Annotated in this window: 34 protein-coding genes; all 34 read right to left on the bottom strand. The window is 51.5% G+C overall.

The window, feature by feature from the left end; all coding sequences use genetic code 11:
- On the bottom strand, window positions 1–621 hold the full coding sequence (gene rpsD / locus CPH57_RS18915) for a 30S ribosomal protein S4 (RefSeq protein ID WP_004929729.1): 621 nt from the start codon (window positions 619–621) through the stop codon (window positions 1–3).
- Between the two features lie 30 nt (window positions 622–651).
- The gene (gene rpsK / locus CPH57_RS18920; RefSeq protein ID WP_004929731.1) at window positions 652–1,041 is read right to left on the bottom strand and encodes a 30S ribosomal protein S11; all 390 of its coding nucleotides are present in this window, start codon (window positions 1,039–1,041) and stop codon (window positions 652–654) included.
- 16 nt (window positions 1,042–1,057) lie between these two features.
- Entirely contained in the window at window positions 1,058–1,414 is a 357-nt protein-coding gene (gene rpsM / locus CPH57_RS18925) for a 30S ribosomal protein S13 (protein ID WP_004929734.1), read from the bottom strand.
- 148 nt (window positions 1,415–1,562) lie between these two features.
- Window positions 1,563–1,679: a 50S ribosomal protein L36 gene (gene rpmJ, locus CPH57_RS18930; RefSeq protein WP_002227352.1), complete on the bottom strand. Its 117-nt coding sequence runs from the start codon at window positions 1,677–1,679 to the stop codon at window positions 1,563–1,565.
- A gap of 33 nt (window positions 1,680–1,712) precedes the next feature.
- Window positions 1,713–3,044, bottom strand: a complete 1,332-nt coding sequence (secY, locus tag CPH57_RS18935) for a preprotein translocase subunit SecY (protein WP_004929740.1) — start codon at window positions 3,042–3,044, stop codon at window positions 1,713–1,715.
- A gap of 7 nt (window positions 3,045–3,051) precedes the next feature.
- Window positions 3,052–3,486 (bottom strand): 50S ribosomal protein L15, encoded by a 435-nt coding sequence (rplO, locus tag CPH57_RS18940; RefSeq protein ID WP_004929742.1) that lies wholly within the window; start codon window positions 3,484–3,486, stop codon window positions 3,052–3,054.
- Window positions 3,487–3,489: 3 nt separating this feature from the next.
- Window positions 3,490–3,669: a 50S ribosomal protein L30 gene (gene rpmD / locus CPH57_RS18945; RefSeq protein WP_048232028.1), complete on the bottom strand. Its 180-nt coding sequence runs from the start codon at window positions 3,667–3,669 to the stop codon at window positions 3,490–3,492.
- A 6-nt stretch (window positions 3,670–3,675) separates the two neighbouring features.
- Window positions 3,676–4,176, bottom strand: a complete 501-nt coding sequence (rpsE, locus tag CPH57_RS18950; protein WP_004929747.1) for a 30S ribosomal protein S5 — start codon at window positions 4,174–4,176, stop codon at window positions 3,676–3,678.
- Between the two features lie 14 nt (window positions 4,177–4,190).
- Window positions 4,191–4,544, bottom strand: coding sequence for a 50S ribosomal protein L18 (gene rplR, locus CPH57_RS18955; RefSeq protein ID WP_004929748.1), 354 nt, complete (start codon window positions 4,542–4,544; stop codon window positions 4,191–4,193).
- A 9-nt stretch (window positions 4,545–4,553) separates the two neighbouring features.
- Complete coding sequence (gene rplF, locus CPH57_RS18960; RefSeq protein WP_004929751.1) at window positions 4,554–5,087, bottom strand: 50S ribosomal protein L6; 534 nt, start codon at window positions 5,085–5,087, stop codon at window positions 4,554–4,556.
- A gap of 14 nt (window positions 5,088–5,101) precedes the next feature.
- On the bottom strand, window positions 5,102–5,494 hold the full coding sequence (rpsH, locus tag CPH57_RS18965; RefSeq protein WP_004929753.1) for a 30S ribosomal protein S8: 393 nt from the start codon (window positions 5,492–5,494) through the stop codon (window positions 5,102–5,104).
- A gap of 30 nt (window positions 5,495–5,524) precedes the next feature.
- Window positions 5,525–5,830, bottom strand: coding sequence for a 30S ribosomal protein S14 (gene rpsN, locus CPH57_RS18970; protein ID WP_004929754.1), 306 nt, complete (start codon window positions 5,828–5,830; stop codon window positions 5,525–5,527).
- Window positions 5,831–5,843: 13 nt separating this feature from the next.
- Complete coding sequence (gene rplE, locus CPH57_RS18975) at window positions 5,844–6,383, bottom strand: 50S ribosomal protein L5 (RefSeq protein WP_004929756.1); 540 nt, start codon at window positions 6,381–6,383, stop codon at window positions 5,844–5,846.
- Window positions 6,384–6,397: 14 nt separating this feature from the next.
- Complete coding sequence (rplX, locus tag CPH57_RS18980) at window positions 6,398–6,712, bottom strand: 50S ribosomal protein L24 (protein WP_004929758.1); 315 nt, start codon at window positions 6,710–6,712, stop codon at window positions 6,398–6,400.
- A gap of 9 nt (window positions 6,713–6,721) precedes the next feature.
- Window positions 6,722–7,093, bottom strand: a complete 372-nt coding sequence (rplN, locus tag CPH57_RS18985) for a 50S ribosomal protein L14 (protein WP_000613954.1) — start codon at window positions 7,091–7,093, stop codon at window positions 6,722–6,724.
- 172 nt (window positions 7,094–7,265) lie between these two features.
- On the bottom strand, window positions 7,266–7,520 hold the full coding sequence (gene rpsQ, locus CPH57_RS18990) for a 30S ribosomal protein S17 (RefSeq protein ID WP_004929760.1): 255 nt from the start codon (window positions 7,518–7,520) through the stop codon (window positions 7,266–7,268).
- Complete coding sequence (gene rpmC / locus CPH57_RS18995; protein WP_004929762.1) at window positions 7,521–7,712, bottom strand: 50S ribosomal protein L29; 192 nt, start codon at window positions 7,710–7,712, stop codon at window positions 7,521–7,523.
- Window positions 7,712–8,122, bottom strand: coding sequence for a 50S ribosomal protein L16 (gene rplP / locus CPH57_RS19000; RefSeq protein WP_004929764.1), 411 nt, complete (start codon window positions 8,120–8,122; stop codon window positions 7,712–7,714). Before rplP ends, rpmC begins: the two co-directional genes overlap by 1 nt.
- Before the next feature lie 12 nt (window positions 8,123–8,134).
- Complete coding sequence (gene rpsC, locus CPH57_RS19005; RefSeq protein ID WP_004929766.1) at window positions 8,135–8,833, bottom strand: 30S ribosomal protein S3; 699 nt, start codon at window positions 8,831–8,833, stop codon at window positions 8,135–8,137.
- Window positions 8,834–8,850: 17 nt separating this feature from the next.
- Window positions 8,851–9,183: a 50S ribosomal protein L22 gene (rplV, locus tag CPH57_RS19010; protein ID WP_002223844.1), complete on the bottom strand. Its 333-nt coding sequence runs from the start codon at window positions 9,181–9,183 to the stop codon at window positions 8,851–8,853.
- A 14-nt stretch (window positions 9,184–9,197) separates the two neighbouring features.
- Complete coding sequence (rpsS, locus tag CPH57_RS19015) at window positions 9,198–9,476, bottom strand: 30S ribosomal protein S19 (protein ID WP_004929772.1); 279 nt, start codon at window positions 9,474–9,476, stop codon at window positions 9,198–9,200.
- A gap of 14 nt (window positions 9,477–9,490) precedes the next feature.
- Window positions 9,491–10,315 carry a 50S ribosomal protein L2 gene (gene rplB / locus CPH57_RS19020; RefSeq protein ID WP_004929775.1) on the bottom strand — a complete coding sequence of 275 codons (825 nt, stop codon included), beginning with the start codon at window positions 10,313–10,315 and terminating at the stop codon, window positions 9,491–9,493.
- Window positions 10,316–10,333: 18 nt separating this feature from the next.
- Window positions 10,334–10,636, bottom strand: coding sequence for a 50S ribosomal protein L23 (gene rplW, locus CPH57_RS19025; protein WP_004951179.1), 303 nt, complete (start codon window positions 10,634–10,636; stop codon window positions 10,334–10,336).
- Complete coding sequence (gene rplD, locus CPH57_RS19030; protein ID WP_004929779.1) at window positions 10,633–11,238, bottom strand: 50S ribosomal protein L4; 606 nt, start codon at window positions 11,236–11,238, stop codon at window positions 10,633–10,635. Before rplD ends, rplW begins: the two co-directional genes overlap by 4 nt.
- Window positions 11,239–11,248: 10 nt before the next feature.
- A complete protein-coding gene (gene rplC / locus CPH57_RS19035) occupies window positions 11,249–11,878 on the bottom strand; it encodes a 50S ribosomal protein L3 (protein WP_015379265.1) in 630 nt (209 codons plus the stop codon).
- 32 nt (window positions 11,879–11,910) lie between these two features.
- A complete protein-coding gene (gene rpsJ / locus CPH57_RS19040) occupies window positions 11,911–12,222 on the bottom strand; it encodes a 30S ribosomal protein S10 (RefSeq protein ID WP_001181005.1) in 312 nt (103 codons plus the stop codon).
- Between the two features lie 381 nt (window positions 12,223–12,603).
- Complete coding sequence (gene bfr / locus CPH57_RS19045; protein WP_033645244.1) at window positions 12,604–13,083, bottom strand: bacterioferritin; 480 nt, start codon at window positions 13,081–13,083, stop codon at window positions 12,604–12,606.
- A 73-nt stretch (window positions 13,084–13,156) separates the two neighbouring features.
- Entirely contained in the window at window positions 13,157–13,351 is a 195-nt protein-coding gene (gene bfd / locus CPH57_RS19050) for a bacterioferritin-associated ferredoxin (RefSeq protein ID WP_015379266.1), read from the bottom strand.
- A 131-nt stretch (window positions 13,352–13,482) separates the two neighbouring features.
- Entirely contained in the window at window positions 13,483–14,667 is a 1,185-nt protein-coding gene (gene tuf / locus CPH57_RS19055) for an elongation factor Tu (protein WP_015376315.1), read from the bottom strand.
- 70 nt (window positions 14,668–14,737) lie between these two features.
- Window positions 14,738–16,852 (bottom strand): elongation factor G, encoded by a 2,115-nt coding sequence (fusA, locus tag CPH57_RS19060; protein ID WP_033645245.1) that lies wholly within the window; start codon window positions 16,850–16,852, stop codon window positions 14,738–14,740.
- Between the two features lie 93 nt (window positions 16,853–16,945).
- Window positions 16,946–17,416 carry a 30S ribosomal protein S7 gene (gene rpsG, locus CPH57_RS19065; protein ID WP_004956203.1) on the bottom strand — a complete coding sequence of 157 codons (471 nt, stop codon included), beginning with the start codon at window positions 17,414–17,416 and terminating at the stop codon, window positions 16,946–16,948.
- A 96-nt stretch (window positions 17,417–17,512) separates the two neighbouring features.
- Complete coding sequence (gene rpsL / locus CPH57_RS19070; protein WP_004930426.1) at window positions 17,513–17,887, bottom strand: 30S ribosomal protein S12; 375 nt, start codon at window positions 17,885–17,887, stop codon at window positions 17,513–17,515.
- A 143-nt stretch (window positions 17,888–18,030) separates the two neighbouring features.
- Complete coding sequence (gene tusB / locus CPH57_RS19075; protein ID WP_046687912.1) at window positions 18,031–18,318, bottom strand: sulfurtransferase complex subunit TusB; 288 nt, start codon at window positions 18,316–18,318, stop codon at window positions 18,031–18,033.
- 9 nt (window positions 18,319–18,327) lie between these two features.
- A complete protein-coding gene (tusC, locus tag CPH57_RS19080) occupies window positions 18,328–18,687 on the bottom strand; it encodes a sulfurtransferase complex subunit TusC (protein WP_033645384.1) in 360 nt (119 codons plus the stop codon).
- Between the last annotated feature and the right edge of the window lies 1 nt (window position 18,688).

An 18,688-nucleotide genomic window follows, 5' to 3' on the forward strand; every position in this document is an offset into this window, starting at 1 on the left:
TTACTTGGAGTAAAGCTCGACGATCAGGTGTTCGTTAATGTCCGCAGACAGATCGGTACGTTCAGGCATACGCTTGAACACGCCTTCCATCTTAGCAGCATCAACTTCCAGCCAAGTCGGCTTTTCACGCTGCTCAGCCAGCTCCAGAGAAGCTTTAACACGAGACTGCTTTTTAGCTTTCTCGCGGATGCTGACTACGTCATTCGGAGATACCTGATAAGAAGCGATGTTAACAACGCGACCGTTTACCATAACTGCTTTGTGGCTAACCAGCTGACGTGACTCTGCACGAGTAGCGCCGAAGCCCATACGGTAAACAACGTTGTCCAGACGACCTTCCAGCAGCTGCAACAGGTTTTCACCGGTGTTGCCCTTCAGGCGGGTTGCTTCTTTGTAATAGTTACGGAATTGACGCTCCAGAATGCCGTACATACGGCGAACTTTCTGCTTCTCACGCAACTGAACACCGTAATCAGACAGACGCGGTTTACGCGCACCGTGCTGACCAGGTGCTTGTTCAATTTTACACTTGGAATCGATCGCGCGAACGCCAGACTTAAGGAACAGGTCTGTGCCCTCACGACGGCTCAGCTTGAGCTTAGGACCCAAATATCTTGCCATTTTCTTTCTCCAACAATCCTAAAAGCTGCGTTACACGCGGCGCTTTTTCGGCGGACGACAACCGTTATGAGGGATCGGAGTCACATCAGTAATATTAGTGATGCGGAAACCAGCCGCGTTCAGAGCGCGGATAGTAGACTCACGACCAGGACCAGGTCCTTTAACCATAACTTCCAGGTTCTTGATACCGTATTCTTTTACTGCGTCAGCACAACGTTCTGCTGCAACCTGTGCTGCGAACGGAGTGGACTTACGAGAACCACGGAAACCGGAACCACCGGCTGTTGCCCAACCCAAAGCATTACCCTGACGATCAGTGATGGTAACGATGGTGTTGTTGAAAGAAGCATGGATATGAGCCACGCCGTCAGAGACTTGCTTTCTTACACGCTTACGTGTACGAACAGGTGCCTTTGCCATTATTCAATAACCCCGATTATTTCTTGATCGGCTTGCGCGGACCCTTACGGGTACGAGCGTTGGTCTTGGTGCGCTGACCGCGTACCGGCAGACCACGACGATGACGCAAACCACGATAGCAACCAAGGTCCATAAGACGCTTGATGCTCAGGGTAATTTCACGACGCAAATCACCCTCAACGGTGTATTTGGCAACTGCATCACGAAGCTTTTCGATTTGCTCTTCAGACAGCTCACTGATCTTAACATTTTCAGCAATACCCGTGGATGCACAGATAGCCTGTGAACGGGTTTTACCGATACCGAAGATCGACGTTAAGGCGATAACGGTATGTTTATGATCAGGAATGTTAATGCCTGCTATACGGGCCACTATGCACTCCTACTATTTTATACAGCAACACCATTCTGAAAAGCCCGTTTTCAGGATACTCAAATAATGTTGCAGTGCGACATACAAAAGATTGGCTGGCTAATCTAGCCAGCTCAACCCAACTTTGCAAGAAAAATATGCGAGATAATCAGCCTTGACGCTGTTTATGCTTCGGCTCGGCGCTGCAAATCACACGAACGACACCGTTACGCTTAACGATTTTGCAGTTACGACATAATTTCTTGACGGAAGCACGAACTTTCATTTTTACTCTCCGTAACTTCTCAAACGAATCTGACTAGCGGTTATAGCCTTTCAGATTTGCTTTCTTCAATGCAGACTCGTACTGACTTGACATCATCAGAGTTTGCACTTGAGCCATAAAGTCCATGATGACGACAACCACGATCAGTAGCGAGGTACCACCAAAGTAGAATGGTACTTTCATTGCATCACGCATGAACTCCGGGATCAGGCAGATGAAAGTAATGTACATCGCGCCCACCAGGGTTAAACGCGTCATTACTTTATCGATATACTTCGCCGTTTGCTCTCCCGGACGAATTCCTGGTACGAAGGCACCGGACTTCTTCAGGTTATCTGCTGTCTCACGCGGGTTGAATACCAACGCCGTGTAGAAGAAACAGAAGAAGATGATTGCAGACGCATAGAGTAACACATAAAGCGGTTGCCCTGGCTGCAAATACAGCGAAATCGTAGTCAGCCAGTTCCAACCGGTACCGCCCCCAAACCATGATGCAATCGTGGCCGGGAACAGAATAATGCTGGAAGCGAAAATCGCCGGGATAACACCCGCCATGTTCACTTTCAACGGTAAGTGTGTACTCTGTGCTGCATAAACACGACGACCTTGTTGACGCTTCGCATAGTTAACGACGATACGACGTTGACCACGCTCGATGAAAACAACGAAGAAGGTTACTGCAAACACCAATACTGCAACCAACAGCAGCAGGAGGAAGTGCAGGTCGCCTTGCCGCGCTTGCTCGATAGTATGGGCCACTGCCGGCGGGAGCCCCGCTACAATACCCGCGAAGATAATGATCGAGATACCGTTGCCGATACCGCGCTCAGTAATCTGCTCACCCAGCCACATCAGGAACATTGTCCCGGTGACCAAGCTCACAACCGCAGTAAAGTAGAATGCAAAGCCTGGGTTTAACACCAGGCCCTGCATACCAGGCATATTCGGCAGACCGGTAGCAATACCGATCGACTGGAATATGGCCAATACCAGCGTACCGTAACGGGTGTACTGACTAATCTTGCGACGGCCAGCCTCCCCTTCTTTCTTGATTTCCGCCAACGCCGGATGAACCACCGTCAGCAGCTGGATAATGATCGACGCCGAAATATACGGCATGATCCCCAGAGCAAAGATAGAAGCACGGCTGAGGGCACCACCAGAGAACATGTTAAACATTTCAATGATAGTGCCTCTCTGCTGCTCAAGCAATTTGGCAAGCACAGTGGCATCGATACCAGGAATCGGAATGAAAGAGCCGATGCGGAAGACAATCAGCGCGCCGATGACAAACAAAAGTCTGCGCTTCAGCTCGCCGAGCCCGCCTTTAGCACTTTGAAAATCTAATCCTGGTTGCTTAGCCATCTGCTACTTATTCCTCAATTTTACCGCCAGCAGCCTCGATAGCAGCACGAGCGCCTTTGGTGACACGCAGACCACGCAGGGTTACCGGACGAGCGACTTCGCCAGAAAGTACAACTTTCGCGAATTCGATCTGGACACCAACTACGTTAGCGGCTTTCAGCGCGTTCAGGTCGATAACATCGCCTTCAACCAGAGCCAGTTCAGACAGACGAACTTCTGCCGTGATCATCGCTTTGCGTGAAGTGAAGCCGAATTTCGGCAGACGACGGTACAGAGGCATCTGACCACCTTCGAAACCACGACGTACGCCACCGCCAGAACGAGACTTCTGACCTTTGTGACCACGGCCGCCGGTTTTACCCAGGCCAGAACCAATACCACGACCTACACGCTTAGGCGCATGCTTGGCACCTTCAGCCGGAGACAGAGTATTTAAACGCATCTGTTACTCCTCAACTTTAACCATGTAGGAAACCAGGTTGACCATACCGCGAACAGCAGGAGTATCCTCGCGCTCTACGGTGTGACCAATACGACGCAGACCCAGACCGAGCAGAGTAGCTTTATGCTTCGGCAGACGGCCAATTGAGCTGCGAGTTTGTGTAACTTTAATAGTCTTAGCCATGGTCAATTACCCCAGAATGTCGGCAACGGATTTACCACGCTTAGCAGCGACCATTTCAGGAGACTTCATATTCGCCAGAGCGTCGATAGTTGCACGAACCACGTTGATCGGGTTGGTGGAACCATAAGCTTTAGCCAATACGTTGTGCACCCCAGCAACTTCGAGAACGGCGCGCATTGCACCGCCCGCGATGATACCGGTACCTTCATGAGCAGGCTGCATGAACACGCGAGAACCCGTGTGAGCGCCCTTAACAGGGTGCTGCAGGGTGCCGCTGTTCAGCGCGACGTTCATCATGTTGCGACGGGCTTTTTCCATCGCTTTCTGGATCGCTGCTGGAACTTCGCGTGCTTTGCCGTAGCCAAAACCAACGCGACCGTTACCATCACCAACTACAGTCAGTGCGGTAAAGCTGAAAATACGGCCACCTTTTACGGTTTTAGATACGCGGTTTACCGCGATCAGCTTTTCCTGCAGTTCGCCAGCTTGTTTTTCGATGTGAGCCATCTTAAACCTCTTCCTTAGAACTGAAGGCCAGCTTCACGGGCAGCATCTGCCAGTGCCTGGACTCGACCATGATATTGGAAACCGGAACGGTCAAAGGATACTTTCGCAATCCCTTTTTCCAACGCGCGCTCAGCCAGAGCTTTACCTACGGCTGCTGCTGCGTCTTTGTTACCGGAATACTTCAGTTGCTCCGCGATAGCTTTTTCTAAAGTAGAAGCGGCTACCAGTACTTCAGAACCGTTTGGAGCAATCACCTGTGCGTAAATGTGACGCGGGGTACGATGTACCACCAGGCGGGTTGCACCCAGCTCTTGGAGCTTGCGGCGTGCGCGGGTCGCACGACGGATACGAGCAGATTTCTTATCCATAGTGTTACCTTACTTCTTCTTAGCCTCTTTGGTACGCACGACTTCGTCGGCGTAACGAACACCCTTGCCTTTGTAAGGCTCAGGACGACGGTAAGCGCGCAGATCTGCTGCTACCTGGCCAATTACCTGCTTATCAGCGCCTTTCAGCACGATTTCAGTTTGGCTTGGGCATTCAGCAGTGATACCTGCTGGCAGCTGGTGATCGATAGGGTGAGAGAAGCCCAGGGCCAAATTCACCACGTTGCCTTTAACGGCAGCACGATAACCAACACCTACCAGTTGAAGCTTCTTGGTGAAGCCTTCGGTAACACCAACAACCATTGCGTTCAGCAGAGCGCGCGTGGTACCCGCTTGGGCCCATGCGTTAGCAAAACCTTCGCGCGGAGCGAAAGTCAGTGCGTTAGCTTCTTGCTTCACTTCAACGGCGTCGTGGATAGTACGAGTCAACTCGCCGTTTTTACCCTTAATCGAAATAACCTGACCGTTGAGTTTTACCTCTACGCCGGCAGGAATGACGACGGGTGCTTTTGCAACACGAGACATTCTTTCCTCCCGAATTAAGCTACGTAGCAGATAATCTCGCCACCAAGACCAGCCTGGCGAGCTGCACGATCGGTCATAACACCTTTAGAGGTAGAAACAACAGCGATACCCAAACCGGCCATAACTTTTGGCAGCTCATCTTTTTTCTTGTAGATGCGCAGACCTGGACGGCTGATACGTTGAATGCTTTCTACCACAGCTTTGCCCTGGAAGTACTTCAGTACCAATTCCAGAACAGGCTTGGCGTCGCCTTCGATTTTGAAATCTTCAATAAAACCTTCTTCCTTCAGCACGTTGGCAATTGCCACTTTCAGCTTGGAGGAAGGCATGGTGACCGCAACTTTGTTCGCGGCTTGACCGTTACGGATACGGGTCAGCATATCCGCGATCGGATCTTGCATGCTCATCTGTCTTTACTCCCGTGATTCAATTGGTAATTACCAGCTAGCCTTTTTCAAGCCTGGTACTTCACCGCGCATAGCGGCTTCACGAAGCTTAATACGGCTCAACCCGAATTTGCCCACATAACCATGTGGACGGCCAGTTTGGCGGCAGCGTTTACGCTGACGAGACGGGCTGGAATCACGCGGCAGAGTTTGCAGCTTGAGAACGGCATTCCAACGATCTTCATCGGATGCGTTCACATCAGAGATAATAGCTTTCAGTTCAGCGCGTTTTGCAAAGAACTTGTCAGCTAATTTCACGCGCTTGACTTCGCGTGCTTTCATTGATTGCTTAGCCATCAGTAACCCTGCCTTACTTGCGGAACGGGAAGTTAAAAGCAGCCAGCAGCGCGCGGCCTTCATCATCAGATTTCGCAGTAGTGGTAATGGTAATATCCAAACCACGAACGCGATCGACTTTGTCGTAGTCGATTTCTGGGAAGATGATTTGCTCACGCACGCCCATGCTGTAGTTGCCACGGCCATCGAATGACTTGGCGGACAGGCCACGGAAGTCACGGATACGTGGAACAGCAATGGAGATCAGACGCTCAAAGAACTCCCACATGCGTTCGCCACGCAGAGTTACTTTACAGCCGATCGGATAGCCCTGACGGATTTTGAAGCCTGCAACGGATTTGCGGGCTTTGGTGATCAACGGTTTTTGACCGGAGATAGCTGCCAGGTCCGCTGCTGCGTTATCCAGCAGTTTCTTGTCAGCAATCGCTTCACCAACACCCATGTTCAGGGTGATCTTCTCGACCCGAGGGACTTGCATGACAGAGTTGTAATCAAACTGAGACATCAGTTGTTTGACTACCTCGTCTTTGTAGTAATCATGCAGTTTCGCCATCGTATTACTCCAAATTACTTGATAGTTTCGCTGTTAGATTTGAAGAAACGGACTTTTTTGCCGTCTTCGAATCTAAAGCCTACACGGTCAGCCTTGCCGGTAGCCGCGTTGAAGATAGCAATGTTAGAAACCTGAATTGCAGCTTCTTTCTCAACAATGCCGCCTGGTTGGTTCAGAGCCGGAACCGGCTTCTGGTGTTTCTTAACCAGGTTGATGCCTTCAACAATGACCTTGCCAGCAGACAGGACATTTTTTACTTTACCGCGCTTACCTTTGTCTTTCCCGGTAATCACGATAACTTCGTCATCACGACGGATCTTCGCTGCCATGTTCGCTCCTTAGAGTACTTCTGGTGCCAGAGAGATAATTTTCATGAACTTCTCATTACGCAGTTCACGAGTTACCGGCCCAAAAATACGCGTACCGATTGGCTGCTCGCTGTTATTGTTCAAAATAACGCATGCATTGCCATCGAAGCGAATGACAGAACCGTCCGGGCGACGTACACCCTTCTTGGTGCGCACCACTACCGCCTTCAGAACATCGCCTTTCTTCACCTTACCGCGAGGAATTGCTTCCTTGATGGTAATTTTGATGATGTCGCCGACGCCTGCGTAGCGACGGTGCGAGCCACCTAGAACCTTGATACACATTACGCGACGTGCACCGGAGTTGTCGGCGACGTTCAGCATAGTCTGTTCTTGGATCATTTTAGTGCTCCGCTAATGTCAACTACTACTTTAAAGACCCAAGTAAAAATTAGGCCGTTGAAAAGCCCCATAACCGAGGGCGCAGCATTATAACACCGCTTACTTGGTATGGGTAGAAAAAATAAACGGCTCATTTTCTGAGCCGTTTATTAAGTGAGAGCCAGCTACTCTATTACAGAATCGCTTTCTCTACAACGCGAACCAACGTCCAGGACTTGGTCTTGGACAGTGGGCGGCATTCGCGGATTTCAACCACGTCGCCGGTACCACATTCGTTGTTCTCGTCATGTACGTGCAGCTTGGTCGTACGTTTGATGAATTTCCCGTAGATTGGGTGCTTCACAGTACGCTCGATAGCAACAACGATGGATTTCTCCATTTTATCGCTAACAACACGACCCTGCAGGGTACGGATAACTTCAGTCATTTACACACCCGCCTTTTGAGTCAGTAAAGTCTTAACGCGTGCGACGTCACGACGCACTTGTTTCAACAGGTGAGTTTGTTGCAGCTGGCCACTGGCCGCCTGCATGCGCAAGTTGAATTGCTCACGCAGCAGGTTGAGCAGCTCGGCATTCAGCTCTTCAACGCTTTTTTCACGCAGCTCTTGTGCTTTCATTACATCACCGTCTTAGTTACAAAGGTGGTTTTGATCGGCAGTTTCGCTGCTGCCAGTTTGAATGCCTCGCGGGCAACCTCTTCTGGCACGCCGTCCATTTCGTACAGGACCTTACCAGGCTGGATCAGGGCAACCCAATACTCCACGTTACCCTTACCTTTACCCATACGCACTTCCAGCGGCTTCTCGGTGATCGGTTTGTCCGGGAATACACGGATCCAGATCTTGCCTTGACGCTTAACTGCACGAGTCATTGCACGACGAGCTGCTTCGATTTGACGAGCAGTCAGACGGCCACGGCCAACAGCTTTCAGACCGAAAGTGCCGAAGCTAACATCCGTACCTTGCGCCAGACCACGGTTGCGGCCCTTGTGCACCTTACGGAATTTTGTACGCTTTGGTTGTAACATCAGCGACTCTCCTTACTTGCGGCCTTTACGCTGCTGCTTTTTAGGTTGAGCAGCCGGTTCCGGTTGTTCAACTGCAGCCATACCACCCAGGATCTCACCTTTGAAGATCCATACCTTAACGCCGATTACACCATAAGTGGTGTGCGCTTCAGATGTGTTGTAGTCGATGTCCGCACGCAGAGTGTGCAATGGAACACGACCTTCGCGGTACCATTCGGTACGTGCGATTTCAGCGCCGCCAAGACGGCCGCTTACTTCAACTTTGATACCTTTAGCGCCAAGACGCATTGCGTTCTGTACTGCACGCTTCATAGCACGACGGAACATAACGCGACGTTCCAGCTGAGAAGTGATGCTGTCAGCAACCAATTTAGCGTCGAGTTCCGGTTTACGGACTTCGGCGATGTTGATCTGTGCAGGAACGCCAGCGATGTCCGCTACGACCTTGCGCAGTTTTTCGACGTCTTCACCTTTCTTGCCGATAACGATGCCTGGGCGAGCAGTGTGAATGGTCACACGGATGCTCTTCGCAGGACGCTCGATAACGATGCGAGAAACGGAAGCTTTCGACAGTTCCTTAGTCAGGAATTGACGAACTTTAAAGTCGCTGTCCAGGTTGTCAGCGAATTCTTTGGTATTCGCATACCAAGTAGAGTTCCAAGGTTTGACAATACCCAGGCGAATACCATTAGGATGTACTTTCTGACCCATTGCTAGTCTCCAGAGTCTCAGCGATCGGACACAACCACAGTAATGTGGCTGGTGCGCTTCAGGATGCGATCTGCACGACCTTTTGCACGCGGCATAATGCGCTTCATGCTTGGGCCTTCGTCTACGAAGATTTTCGTAACTTTCAGATCATCGATGTCAGCGCCATCGTTGTGTTCTGCGTTAGCAATGGCAGACTCCAGCACTTTCTTAACCAGACCAGCAGCTTTCTTGTTGGTGTAGGTCAGAGTTTCCAGAGCTTGCGACACTTTCTTACCGCGAATCAGGTCAGCAACAAGGCGAACCTTCTGAGCAGAAGAACGAGCGTGGCGATGTTTAGCGATAGTTTCCATCTCTTCCTCCTACCTTAGCGCTTTTTAGCTTTTTTATCAGCCGCATGGCCGCGATAAGTACGAGTCGGCGCGAATTCACCCAGTTTGTGACCGACCATTTCATCGGAAACGAACACTGGTACGTGCTGACGACCATTATGGACAGCGATGGTCAAACCGATCATGTTAGGAAAGATCGTTGAACGACGGGACCAAGTGCGCAAAGGCTTCTTGTCACCGCTTTCCACCGCTTTCTCTACCTTCTTCAGCAAGTGCAGGTCAATAAAAGGACCTTTCTTGAGAGAACGTGGCATGGCTTATCCTCTAATTATTTTTTGCTACGGCGACGTACGATGAACTTATCAGTACGCTTGTTGCTACGGGTCTTCTTACCTTTGGTCTGAACGCCCCACGGAGTTACCGGGTGCTTACCAAAGTTACGACCTTCACCACCACCGTGCGGGTGATCTACCGGGTTCATCGCCGTACCGCGAACGGTAGGACGAACACCACGCCAACGTGCAGCACCTGCTTTACCCAGAACGCGAAGCATGTGTTCAGCGTTACCGACTTCACCCAGGGTGGCGCGGCAATCAGCTGGAACTTTACGCATTTCGCCGGAGCGCAGACGCAGAGTTACGTAGGAACCATCACGAGCAACGATCTGAACGTAGGCACCAGCGGAGCGAGCCATCTGGCCGCCTTTGCCTGGTTTCATTTCTACGTTGTGAACCGTTGAACCAACTGGAATGTTGCGCATCGGCAGGGTGTTACCCGCTTTGATTGCAGCATCAACGCCAGATTGAATCTGGTCACCAGCTTTCAGGCCTTTCGGCGCCAGGATGTAACGGCGTTCGCCGTCTTTGTACAGAACCAGCGCGATGTTCGCGGAACGGTTCGGATCGTACTCCAGACGCTCAACCACAGCAGGGATACCGTCTTTGTTGCGCTTGAAGTCAACCAGACGATAATGTTGCTTGTGGCCACCACCGATATGACGGGTGGTGATACGGCCATTGTTGTTACGACCACCGCTTTTGCTCAGTTTTTCCAGCAGCGGGGCATAAGGTTTACCCTTGTGCAGCTCAGGGTTAACCACTTTAACAACGTGGCGACGACCCGGAGATGTAGGTTTACATTTAACAATTGCCATTGTTCTTACTCCTCCGACTTACTCTGCGCCGCCGATGAAGTCCAGATTCTGGCCTTCTTTCAGGGTGACGTAAGCTTTTTTCCAGTCGCTACGACGACCAACACGCTGACCGTGACGTTTCACTTTCCCTTTAACAACCAGGGTGTTCACGTCTTCGACTTCGACTTCAAACAGTTTCTGCACTGCAGCTTTGATTTCTGCTTTGGTCGCGTCTTTGGCAACTTTGAGAACGATGGTGTTGCTTTTTTCCATCGCAGCGGATGCTTTTTCAGATACGTGCGGTGCACGCAGCACTTTCAGCAAACGTTCTTCACGGATCATGCCAGCATCTCCTCAACTTGCTTCACAGCATCAGCAGTCATAACCACTTTGTCGAAGGCGATCAGGCTAACCGGATCGATACCTGCTACATCGCGCACGTCAACCTTGTACAGGTTGCGAGCTGCCAGGAACAGATTCTCATCCAGTTCACCGGTCACGATCAGCACGTCTTCCAGAGCCATATCTTTCAGTTTCTGTGCCAGCAGCTTAGTTTTAGGCGCTTCTACAGAGAACTTCTCGACAACGATCAGACGATCTTGACGTACCAGTTCGGACAGGATGCTTTTCAGCGCGCCGCGGTACATCTTTTTGTTTACTTTCTGACTGTGGTCCTGCGGCTTAGCAGCAAAGGTCACGCCGCCTGAACGCCAGATCGGGCTCTTTACAGAACCTGAACGCGCACGGCCGGTGCCTTTCTGACGCCATGGCTTTTTGCCGGAACCAGTTACTTCAGCACGGGTCTTCTGAGCACGGGTACCTTGACGGGCACCTGCTGCATAAGCAACAACAACCTGGTGTACCAGCGCTTCGTTGAAATCACGACCGAAGGTAGTTTCGGAAACAGTCAGCGCGCTTTGCGCGTCTTTCAATACTAATTCCATTGCTATCCCCTTACGCCTTCACAGCTGGTTTAACGATCAGGTTGCCACCGGTTGCGCCCGGTACAGCACCCTTAACCAGCAGCAGGTTGCGCTCAGCGTCAACACGTACTACGTCCAGGCTCTGAACGGTTACGCGCTCATCACCCAGGTGGCCAGCCATTTTCTTGCCTTTGAACACTTTGCCCGGAGTCTGGTTCTGACCGATAGAACCCGGAACGCGGTGAGACAAGGAGTTACCGTGGGTAGCGTCTTGGGTACGGAAGTTCCAGCGCTTAACAGTGCCAGCAAAACCTTTACCTTTAGAAGTACCGGTAACATCGACTTTTTTAACGTCAGCGAAGATTTCTACGCTAATTTCCTGACCTGCAGCGAATTCTTGACCTTCTTCCAGGCGGAATTCCCACAGACCACGGCCAGCTTCAACGCCAGCTTTAGCGAAATGGCCCGCTTCCGGCTTGGTTACACGGTTAGCTTTTTTGCTACCAGTGGTAACCTGAACGGCACGGTAACCGTCGGTGTCCAGGCTTTTAACCTGAGTCACGCGGTTCGCTTCAATTTCAATTACGGTTACTGGGATAGAAACGCCATCTTCAGTGAAGATACGGGTCATACCCACTTTTTTACCGACTAAACCAATCATTGTTTCAACCTCTCAATCGCTCAATGACCTGATTAACCCAGGCTGATCTGCACGTCTACACCGGCAGCCAGATCCAGACGCATCAGAGCATCAACGGTTTTCTCGGTTGGCTCAACGATGTCAACCAGACGCTTGTGAGTGCGAATCTCGTACTGATCGCGCGCGTCTTTGTTGACGTGCGGAGAGATCAGAACGGTAAAGCGCTCTTTGCGAGTTGGCAGCGGGATCGGACCACGGACTTGCGCACCAGTGCGCTTTGCAGTCTCGACGATTTCCGCGGTTGATTGATCGATCAGACGATGATCAAACGCTTTCAGGCGGATACGGATTCTTTGGTTCTGCATGAGACCAGAGCTCCAATTATTTATAAACGTAAATAATTACTCCTCACACCCATTTCGATTGATGGGGGAGTGTAATCGTCAACATATAACCCCCATATCGGGAGTATTGTTCGAAAGGCAAAAAAGGCCTGCCAATCGACTGATTCGCTAAAATCAGGCTTACCAAGATTAGGTAAGCCCGCGCATTATACGCAAAATGGCCCAGGAAGCAAGCCGCAGTTGGAAATATGCTCAGGAAATCGTCATTTTTGCGCGTTCAGTGGCCGTTGGCGTGTTAACACGGCGAACAGGGAATGAATTAGGCTTGGCGGGAACACTCTCCCCTGCCCCACCGAGAAAACGGCCGCCGGCAGGAGAGACGATGACGAATGGACGGAAGGCTTACTCTTTGCGCTCTAAAATCTGGGCCTGGGCATAGTTCTGAATACCGAGACGGGCAATCAGATCCAGCTCCGTTTCCAGCCAGTCGATATGCTCTTCTTCATCGGCCAGGATTTCAATCATCAAATCGCGGCTGACGTAATCGTGGATCGAATCGGCATAGGCGATGCCTTCGCGCAGGTTCTTGGCGCCCGCCAGCTCCAGCGCCAGATCGGAACGCAGCATCTCTTCGATGTCTTCGCCGATGTTCAGCTTGCCGAGATCTTGCAGATTCGGTATCCCTTCCAGGAACAGGATACGCTCGATGTAGCGATCGGCATGTTTCATTTCGTCGATCGACTCGTGATATTCCTTGTCGTTGAGGCGCATTAAGCCCCAATTCTTGAACATGCGGGCGTGCAGGAAATATTGATTGATGGCAACCAGCTCGTTGCCGAGCAATTTATTGAGGTGAGCAATGATCTTTTTATCGCCTTTCATAGGTAACTCCTCCTGGCCAGTTCTAAAAGTGTAGAACCTGTAAGCCAAGAGTCAAAAATAACCTTACCCTTTGTTAGGCAACTTCATGCATTGGGATGATAGTTCCGCGTTCCTCCACCATAATCTGTCTTGCCTGACGAATGCACTTTCCACAATCGGTACCAATCGGCACAAGTTCACGCAGTTGCTTCATGGTATGGGGATTGTGCTGACGCACCGCATTACGGATCGCTTTGTCAGTCACCGCATTACACAGACATACATACATAGAGAGACTCACTTCTTAACCAATGCATTGAGTCTAAATAGGAATGGTTTTTATTTCAATTAAGATTTGTACAAATTGCATAAAAAAAGGGCACCGAAGTGCCCTTTTTTGTGTCGAAAAATTATTCGCGATTAAGCGATAACTTTAGCAACAACACCAGCGCCTACAGTACGGCCGCCTTCACGGATTGCGAAACGCAGACCGTCGTCCATCGCGATTGGGTGAATCAGGGTTACAACCATGTTCACGTTGTCGCCTGGCATTACCATCTCTACGCCTTCTGGCAGTTCGATGGTACCGGTCACGTCAGTAGTACGGAAGTAGAACTGTGGACGGTAGCCTTTGAAGAATGGCGTGTGACGACCACCTTCATCTTTGCTCAGGATGTACACTTCAGATTCGAACTGGGTGTGCGGCTTGATGGAGCCTGGTTTAGCCAGTACCTGACCACGTTCGATTTCTTCACGTTTGATACCACGCAGCAGAACACCTACGTTCTCACCAGCACGGCCTTCGTCCAGCAGTTTGCGGAACATTTCAACGCCAGTACAGGTAGACTTAACGGTGTCTTTGATACCAACGATTTCAACTTCTTCGCCAACTTTGATGATACCGCGCTCAACACGACCGGTAACAACGGTACCACGACCGGAGATGGAGAATACGTCTTCGATTGGCAGCAGGAACGGCTTGTCGATAGCACGCTCTGGCTCTGGGATGTAGCTGTCCAGCGCTTCGGCCAGTTCGATGATTTTCGCTTCCCACTCAGCTTCGCCTTCCAGCGCTTTCAGCGCGGAACCGCGGATCACTGGCAGGTCGTCGCCTGGGAAGTCGTACGCGGACAGCAGTTCGCGAACTTCCATTTCTACCAGTTCCAGCAGCTCTTCATCATCAACCATGTCGCATTTGTTCATGAATACGATGATGAAAGGAACGCCAACCTGACGACCCAGCAGGATGTGCTCACGGGTCTGAGGCATTGGGCCGTCAGTCGCAGCAACTACCAGGATCGCGCCGTCCATCTGAGCAGCACCGGTGATCATGTTTTTCACGTAGTCGGCGTGCCCTGGGCAGTCAACGTGCGCGTAGTGGCGAGTCGGGGTGTCATACTCAACGTGAGAGGTGTTGATGGTGATACCACGAGCTTTTTCTTCTGGCGCGTTATCGATCTGGTCGAAAGCACGTGCAGAACCGCCGTAGGTTTTAGCCAGAACGGTGGTGATCGCTGCAGTCAGGGTAGTTTTACCGTGGTCAACGTGGCCGATAGTACCAACGTTAACGTGCGGTTTTGTACGTTCAAATTTTTCTTTAGACACGGCTATATTCCTTACTATAGCGCTCTCCCCTTCTGGAGAGAGCACGGGACTTTGGTTTTAACCCTGCGGCTTATTTGCCACGGGCTTCGATTACGGCCTGAGCGACGTTGTTCGGTGCATCATCATACTTCAGGAATTCCATGGTGTATGATGCGCGACCTTTAGTCAGAGAACGCAGCTGAGTTGCGTAGCCGAACATTTCGGACAACGGTACTTCAGCGTGGATCTTAACGCCAGTCACTTCAGATTCCTGACCGCGCAGCATGCCGCGACGACGGCTCAAGTCACCGATAACGTCACCGGTGTTCTCTTCTGGAGTCTCAACTTCAACCTTCATGATAGGCTCAAGCAGAACTGGTTTCGCTTTCTTAAAGCCTTCTTTAAAGGCGATAGATGCGGCCAGTTTAAACGCCAGTTCAGAGGAGTCAACGTCGTGGTAAGAACCGAAGTGCAGACGAATACCCATATCTACTACCGGGTAACCAGCCAACGGACCAGACTTCAGCTGCTCCTGGATGCCTTTATCAACGGCAGGGATGTATTCGCCAGGAATTACGCCGCCTTTGATGTCGTTGATGAACTCGTAACCTTTCGGGTTAGAGCCCGGCTCCAGTGGGTACATGTCGATCACAACGTGACCGTACTGACCGCGACCACCAGACTGCTTGGCGTGCTTACCTTCAACATCGGTAATCTTCGCGCGAATCGCTTCGCGGTAAGCTACCTGAGGTTTGCCCACGTTAGCTTCAACGTTGAATTCACGCTTCATGCGGTCAACGATGATGTCGAGGTGCAGTTCACCCATACCGGCGATGATGGTCTGGTTAGACTCTTCGTCAGTCCATACGCGGAATGACGGGTCTTCTTTAGCCAGACGGCCCAGAGCCAGACCCATTTTCTCTTGGTCAGCTTTGGTTTTTGGTTCAACGGCGATAGAGATTACCGGCTCAGGGAATTCCATACGCTCCAGGATGATTGGAGAGTCTGGATCACACAGGGTGTCCCCGGTGGTCACGTCTTTCAGACCGATCGCAGCGGCGATGTCGCCTGCGCGAACTTCTTTGATCTCTTCACGCTTGTTGGCGTGCATCTGAACGATACGGCCGAAACGCTCGCGCGCAGCCTTAACGGAGTTCAGCACGGTGTCGCCGGAGTTAACAACGCCGGAGTACACGCGGAAGAAGGTCAGGTTACCTACGAACGGGTCGGTAGCGATTTTGAACGCCAGAGCAGAGAACGGCTCGTCATCACTTGCGTGACGCTCAGCCGGGGTGTCTTTACCGTCGTCCAGGATACCGTTGATCGCAGGAACGTCAGTTGGCGCCGGCAGGTATTCGATTACCGCATCCAGCATCGCCTGTACGCCCTTGTTCTTGAACGCAGAACCACAGGTAACCAGGATGATTTCGTTGTTCAGCACGCGCTGACGCAGAGCGGACTTGATTTCTGCCTCGGTCAGCTCTTCGCCGCCCAGGTATTTTTCCATCAGCTCTTCGGAAGCTTCCGCAGCGGATTCGATCAGGTTCTGGCGCCATTCTTCAGCCAGTTCCATCATGTCAGCCGGGACGTCTTCGTATTCGAAGGTAACGCCTGCGTCTTCTTCGTTCCAGTTGATCGCCTTCATCTTCACCAGGTCGATAACGCCGGTGAATTTGTCTTCTGCGCCGATAGCCAGCTGCAGAGGAACAGGGTTAGCGCCCAGACGAGTTTTGATCTGGCCAACAACTTTCAGGAAGTTAGCGCCCATACGGTCCATTTTGTTAACGAACGCGATACGTGGCACTTTGTATTTGTTAGCCTGACGCCATACGGTTTCAGACTGTGGCTGAACACCACCAACAGCACAGTAAACCATTACCGCGCCATCCAGCACACGCATGGAACGTTCTACTTCGATGGTGAAGTCAACGTGCCCTGGGGTGTCGATGATGTTTACGCGGTGCGGTTCGAACTGCTTGGCCATACCAGACCAGAAGGCAGTCGTCGCTGCAGAAGTGATGGTAATACCACGCTCCTGCTCCTGTTCCATCCAGTCCATGGTGGCAGCGCCGTCATGAACTTCACCGATTTTGTGGTTTACACCGGTGTAGAACAGAATACGTTCGGTAGTGGTGGTTTTACCGGCGTCGATGTGAGCACTGATACCGATGTTACGGTAGCGTGCAATGGGTGTTGTACGAGCCATTTGATTCCTCTATTCCTAGGGCGTTCAAGTTCAGTTAACCCAAGCGGGCCGATTTGACGCGCCCGCTTGGTTAGCATGACTACAGCCAGATGATTACCAGCGGTAGTGGGCGAACGCCTTGTTGGCTTCGGCCATACGGTGAACGTCTTCACGCTTCTTAACAGCAGAACCTTTGTTCTCTGCTGCGTCAGACAGCTCGTTCGCCAGGCGCAGAGCCATGGATTTATCACCGCGTTTACGTGCAGCATCAACGATCCAACGCATTGCCAGAGCATTACGACGAACCGGGCGGACTTCAACTGGTACCTGATAAGTAGAACCGCCAACGCGACGCGACTTAACTTCTACAGTCGGGCGAACGTTGTCGAGAGCGACTTCGAAAGCTTCCAGGTGATCTTTACCAGAACGCTGAGCCAGGGTCTCCAGCGCGGTATAGACGATTGCTTCTGCAGTAGATTTTTTACCGTCTACCATCAGGATATTTACAAATTTGGCCAGCAGCTCAGATCCGAACTTAGGATCTGGCAGGATTTTACGTTGGCCGATTACGCGACGACGTGGCATGGAAATACTCCGTTGTTAATTCAGGATTGTCCAAAACTCTACGAGTTTATTTTGACATTAAAGTTAAAACGTTTGGCCTTACTTAACGGAGAACCATTAAGCCTTTGGCTTCTTCACGCCGTACTTGGAACGAGCTTGCTTACGGTCTTTAACACCGGAGCAGTCAAGTGCACCACGGACGGTGTGGTAACGCACACCTGGCAGGTCTTTTACACGACCGCCACGGATCAGGATTACGGAGTGTTCCTGCAGGTTGTGGCCTTCGCCACCGATGTAGGAAGTCACTTCGAAACCGTTGGTCAAACGCACACGGCAAACTTTACGCAGTGCGGAGTTTGGTTTTTTCGGGGTAGTGGTATATACGCGGGTGCATACGCCACGTTTCTGCGGGCAGGCTTCCAGCGCTGGAACGTTGCTTTTAGCAGCCTTCACAGAGCGTGGTTTGCGAACCAGCTGGTTAATTGTTGCCATTAAAAAAGCTCCTGGTTTTTGCTTCGTACTAGCTTCGTAAACATGTGATAAATCCCCTCGTATGCACTACTGGCAAAGTACGAGGACGCAGAATTTTAGGGCTGACCAGTATGGGTGTCAAGAAATATACAACATCACCGTCATCACCAGGCCATTTGGCTGCGGTGTTGTTCGGTTAATTCAACGAAGTGATTATAGCCGACGACAGTGATTTTGTGCGAAAAATGACCAATCAACCCCCTGGCTTCCAGGTCGTCCTGCAGCGCATAAAGGGATATGGGGGCGGCGAGCAGCGATTCAAGATGGGCGCTACCAACAAGGCCTGCGAGCACGCCATCCTGCAGCAGCAGCAGCGCGTCGCCCTCCGCGGTCAGGCGCAACAGCGCGGGCAGGTCACATTGGTTTGGCGAATTGCTCAGGGTATACAACATCAGAAGTTCCTAAAACGTCATTACGGCGTCGTAGCCGGCCAATTCACGGCGCAGTTCGTCCGGCGCCAGCACCTCGGCATCCAGCACCCAATCGGTCACCTGACTCAGCCCGCGTTCCTGCAGCGAAGCCTGGCACAGATAACACCGCTCCACGTCATACAGCGGCAGTACGCCGAAAGTGGCGATATAATTGCGCGCCAAAATCTTTTCCGGTTGCTGGCCCGGCAACAGCTGCAACACGCCATCACCGATAAAAAACACCCCCAAATCCTCACTGAGCGCCGACGTGGCGAGCAGCGCATCCAGCCCTTCCCTGCCGCCGGCGCCGCCATGCGGCCCGTGGGTGAAAACAAAAGCGACTCGTTTCATC

It is taken from the genome of Serratia sp. JKS000199, assembly GCF_900215455.1.
Lineage (GTDB): Bacteria > Pseudomonadota > Gammaproteobacteria > Enterobacterales > Enterobacteriaceae > Serratia > Serratia ureilytica.

Coding starts and splice junctions, on each gene's coding strand:
- rpsD (WP_004929729.1), bottom strand. CDS start 621: ATGGCAAGATATTTGGGTCCTAAGCTCAAGCTGAGCCGTCGTGAGGGC.
- rpsK (WP_004929731.1), bottom strand. CDS start 1,041: ATGGCAAAGGCACCTGTTCGTACACGTAAGCGTGTAAGAAAGCAAGTC.
- rpmJ (WP_002227352.1), bottom strand. CDS start 1,679: ATGAAAGTTCGTGCTTCCGTCAAGAAATTATGTCGTAACTGCAAAATC.
- secY (WP_004929740.1), bottom strand. CDS start 3,044: ATGGCTAAGCAACCAGGATTAGATTTTCAAAGTGCTAAAGGCGGGCTC.
- rplO (WP_004929742.1), bottom strand. CDS start 3,486: ATGCGTTTAAATACTCTGTCTCCGGCTGAAGGTGCCAAGCATGCGCCT.
- rpmD (WP_048232028.1), bottom strand. CDS start 3,669: ATGGCTAAGACTATTAAAGTTACACAAACTCGCAGCTCAATTGGCCGT.
- rpsE (WP_004929747.1), bottom strand. CDS start 4,176: ATGGCTCACATCGAAAAACAAGCTGGCGAACTGCAGGAAAAGCTGATC.
- rplR (WP_004929748.1), bottom strand. CDS start 4,544: ATGGATAAGAAATCTGCTCGTATCCGTCGTGCGACCCGCGCACGCCGC.
- rplF (WP_004929751.1), bottom strand. CDS start 5,087: ATGTCTCGTGTTGCAAAAGCACCCGTCGTCATTCCTGCCGGCGTAGAG.
- rpsH (WP_004929753.1), bottom strand. CDS start 5,494: ATGAGCATGCAAGATCCGATCGCGGATATGCTGACCCGTATCCGTAAC.
- rpsN (WP_004929754.1), bottom strand. CDS start 5,830: ATGGCTAAGCAATCAATGAAAGCACGCGAAGTCAAGCGCGTGAAATTA.
- rplE (WP_004929756.1), bottom strand. CDS start 6,383: ATGGCGAAACTGCATGATTACTACAAAGACGAGGTAGTCAAACAACTG.
- rplX (WP_004929758.1), bottom strand. CDS start 6,712: ATGGCAGCGAAGATCCGTCGTGATGACGAAGTTATCGTGATTACCGGG.
- rplN (WP_000613954.1), bottom strand. CDS start 7,093: ATGATCCAAGAACAGACTATGCTGAACGTCGCCGACAACTCCGGTGCA.
- rpsQ (WP_004929760.1), bottom strand. CDS start 7,520: ATGACTGAAGTTATCCGTACCCTGCAGGGTCGTGTTGTTAGCGATAAA.
- rpmC (WP_004929762.1), bottom strand. CDS start 7,712: ATGAAAGCACAAGAGCTGCGTGAAAAAAGCGTTGAAGAGCTGAATGCC.
- rplP (WP_004929764.1), bottom strand. CDS start 8,122: ATGTTACAACCAAAGCGTACAAAATTCCGTAAGGTGCACAAGGGCCGC.
- rpsC (WP_004929766.1), bottom strand. CDS start 8,833: ATGGGTCAGAAAGTACATCCTAATGGTATTCGCCTGGGTATTGTCAAA.
- rplV (WP_002223844.1), bottom strand. CDS start 9,183: ATGGAAACTATCGCTAAACATCGCCACGCTCGTTCTTCTGCTCAGAAG.
- rpsS (WP_004929772.1), bottom strand. CDS start 9,476: ATGCCACGTTCTCTCAAGAAAGGTCCTTTTATTGACCTGCACTTGCTG.
- rplB (WP_004929775.1), bottom strand. CDS start 10,315: ATGGCAATTGTTAAATGTAAACCTACATCTCCGGGTCGTCGCCACGTT.
- rplW (WP_004951179.1), bottom strand. CDS start 10,636: ATGATCCGTGAAGAACGTTTGCTGAAAGTGCTGCGTGCACCGCACGTA.
- rplD (WP_004929779.1), bottom strand. CDS start 11,238: ATGGAATTAGTATTGAAAGACGCGCAAAGCGCGCTGACTGTTTCCGAA.
- rplC (WP_015379265.1), bottom strand. CDS start 11,878: ATGATTGGTTTAGTCGGTAAAAAAGTGGGTATGACCCGTATCTTCACT.
- rpsJ (WP_001181005.1), bottom strand. CDS start 12,222: ATGCAGAACCAAAGAATCCGTATCCGCCTGAAAGCGTTTGATCATCGT.
- bfr (WP_033645244.1), bottom strand. CDS start 13,083: ATGAAAGGCGATAAAAAGATCATTGCTCACCTCAATAAATTGCTCGGC.
- bfd (WP_015379266.1), bottom strand. CDS start 13,351: ATGTATGTATGTCTGTGTAATGCGGTGACTGACAAAGCGATCCGTAAT.
- fusA (WP_033645245.1), bottom strand. CDS start 16,852: ATGGCTCGTACAACACCCATTGCACGCTACCGTAACATCGGTATCAGT.
- rpsG (WP_004956203.1), bottom strand. CDS start 17,416: ATGCCACGTCGTCGCGTAATCGGCCAACGTAAAATCCTGCCAGATCCT.
- rpsL (WP_004930426.1), bottom strand. CDS start 17,887: ATGGCAACAATTAACCAGCTGGTTCGCAAACCACGCTCTGTGAAGGCT.
- tusB (WP_046687912.1), bottom strand. CDS start 18,318: ATGTTGTATACCCTGAGCAATTCGCCAAACCAATGTGACCTGCCCGCG.
- tusC (WP_033645384.1), bottom strand. CDS start 18,687: ATGAAACGAGTCGCTTTTGTTTTCACCCACGGGCCGCATGGCGGCGCC.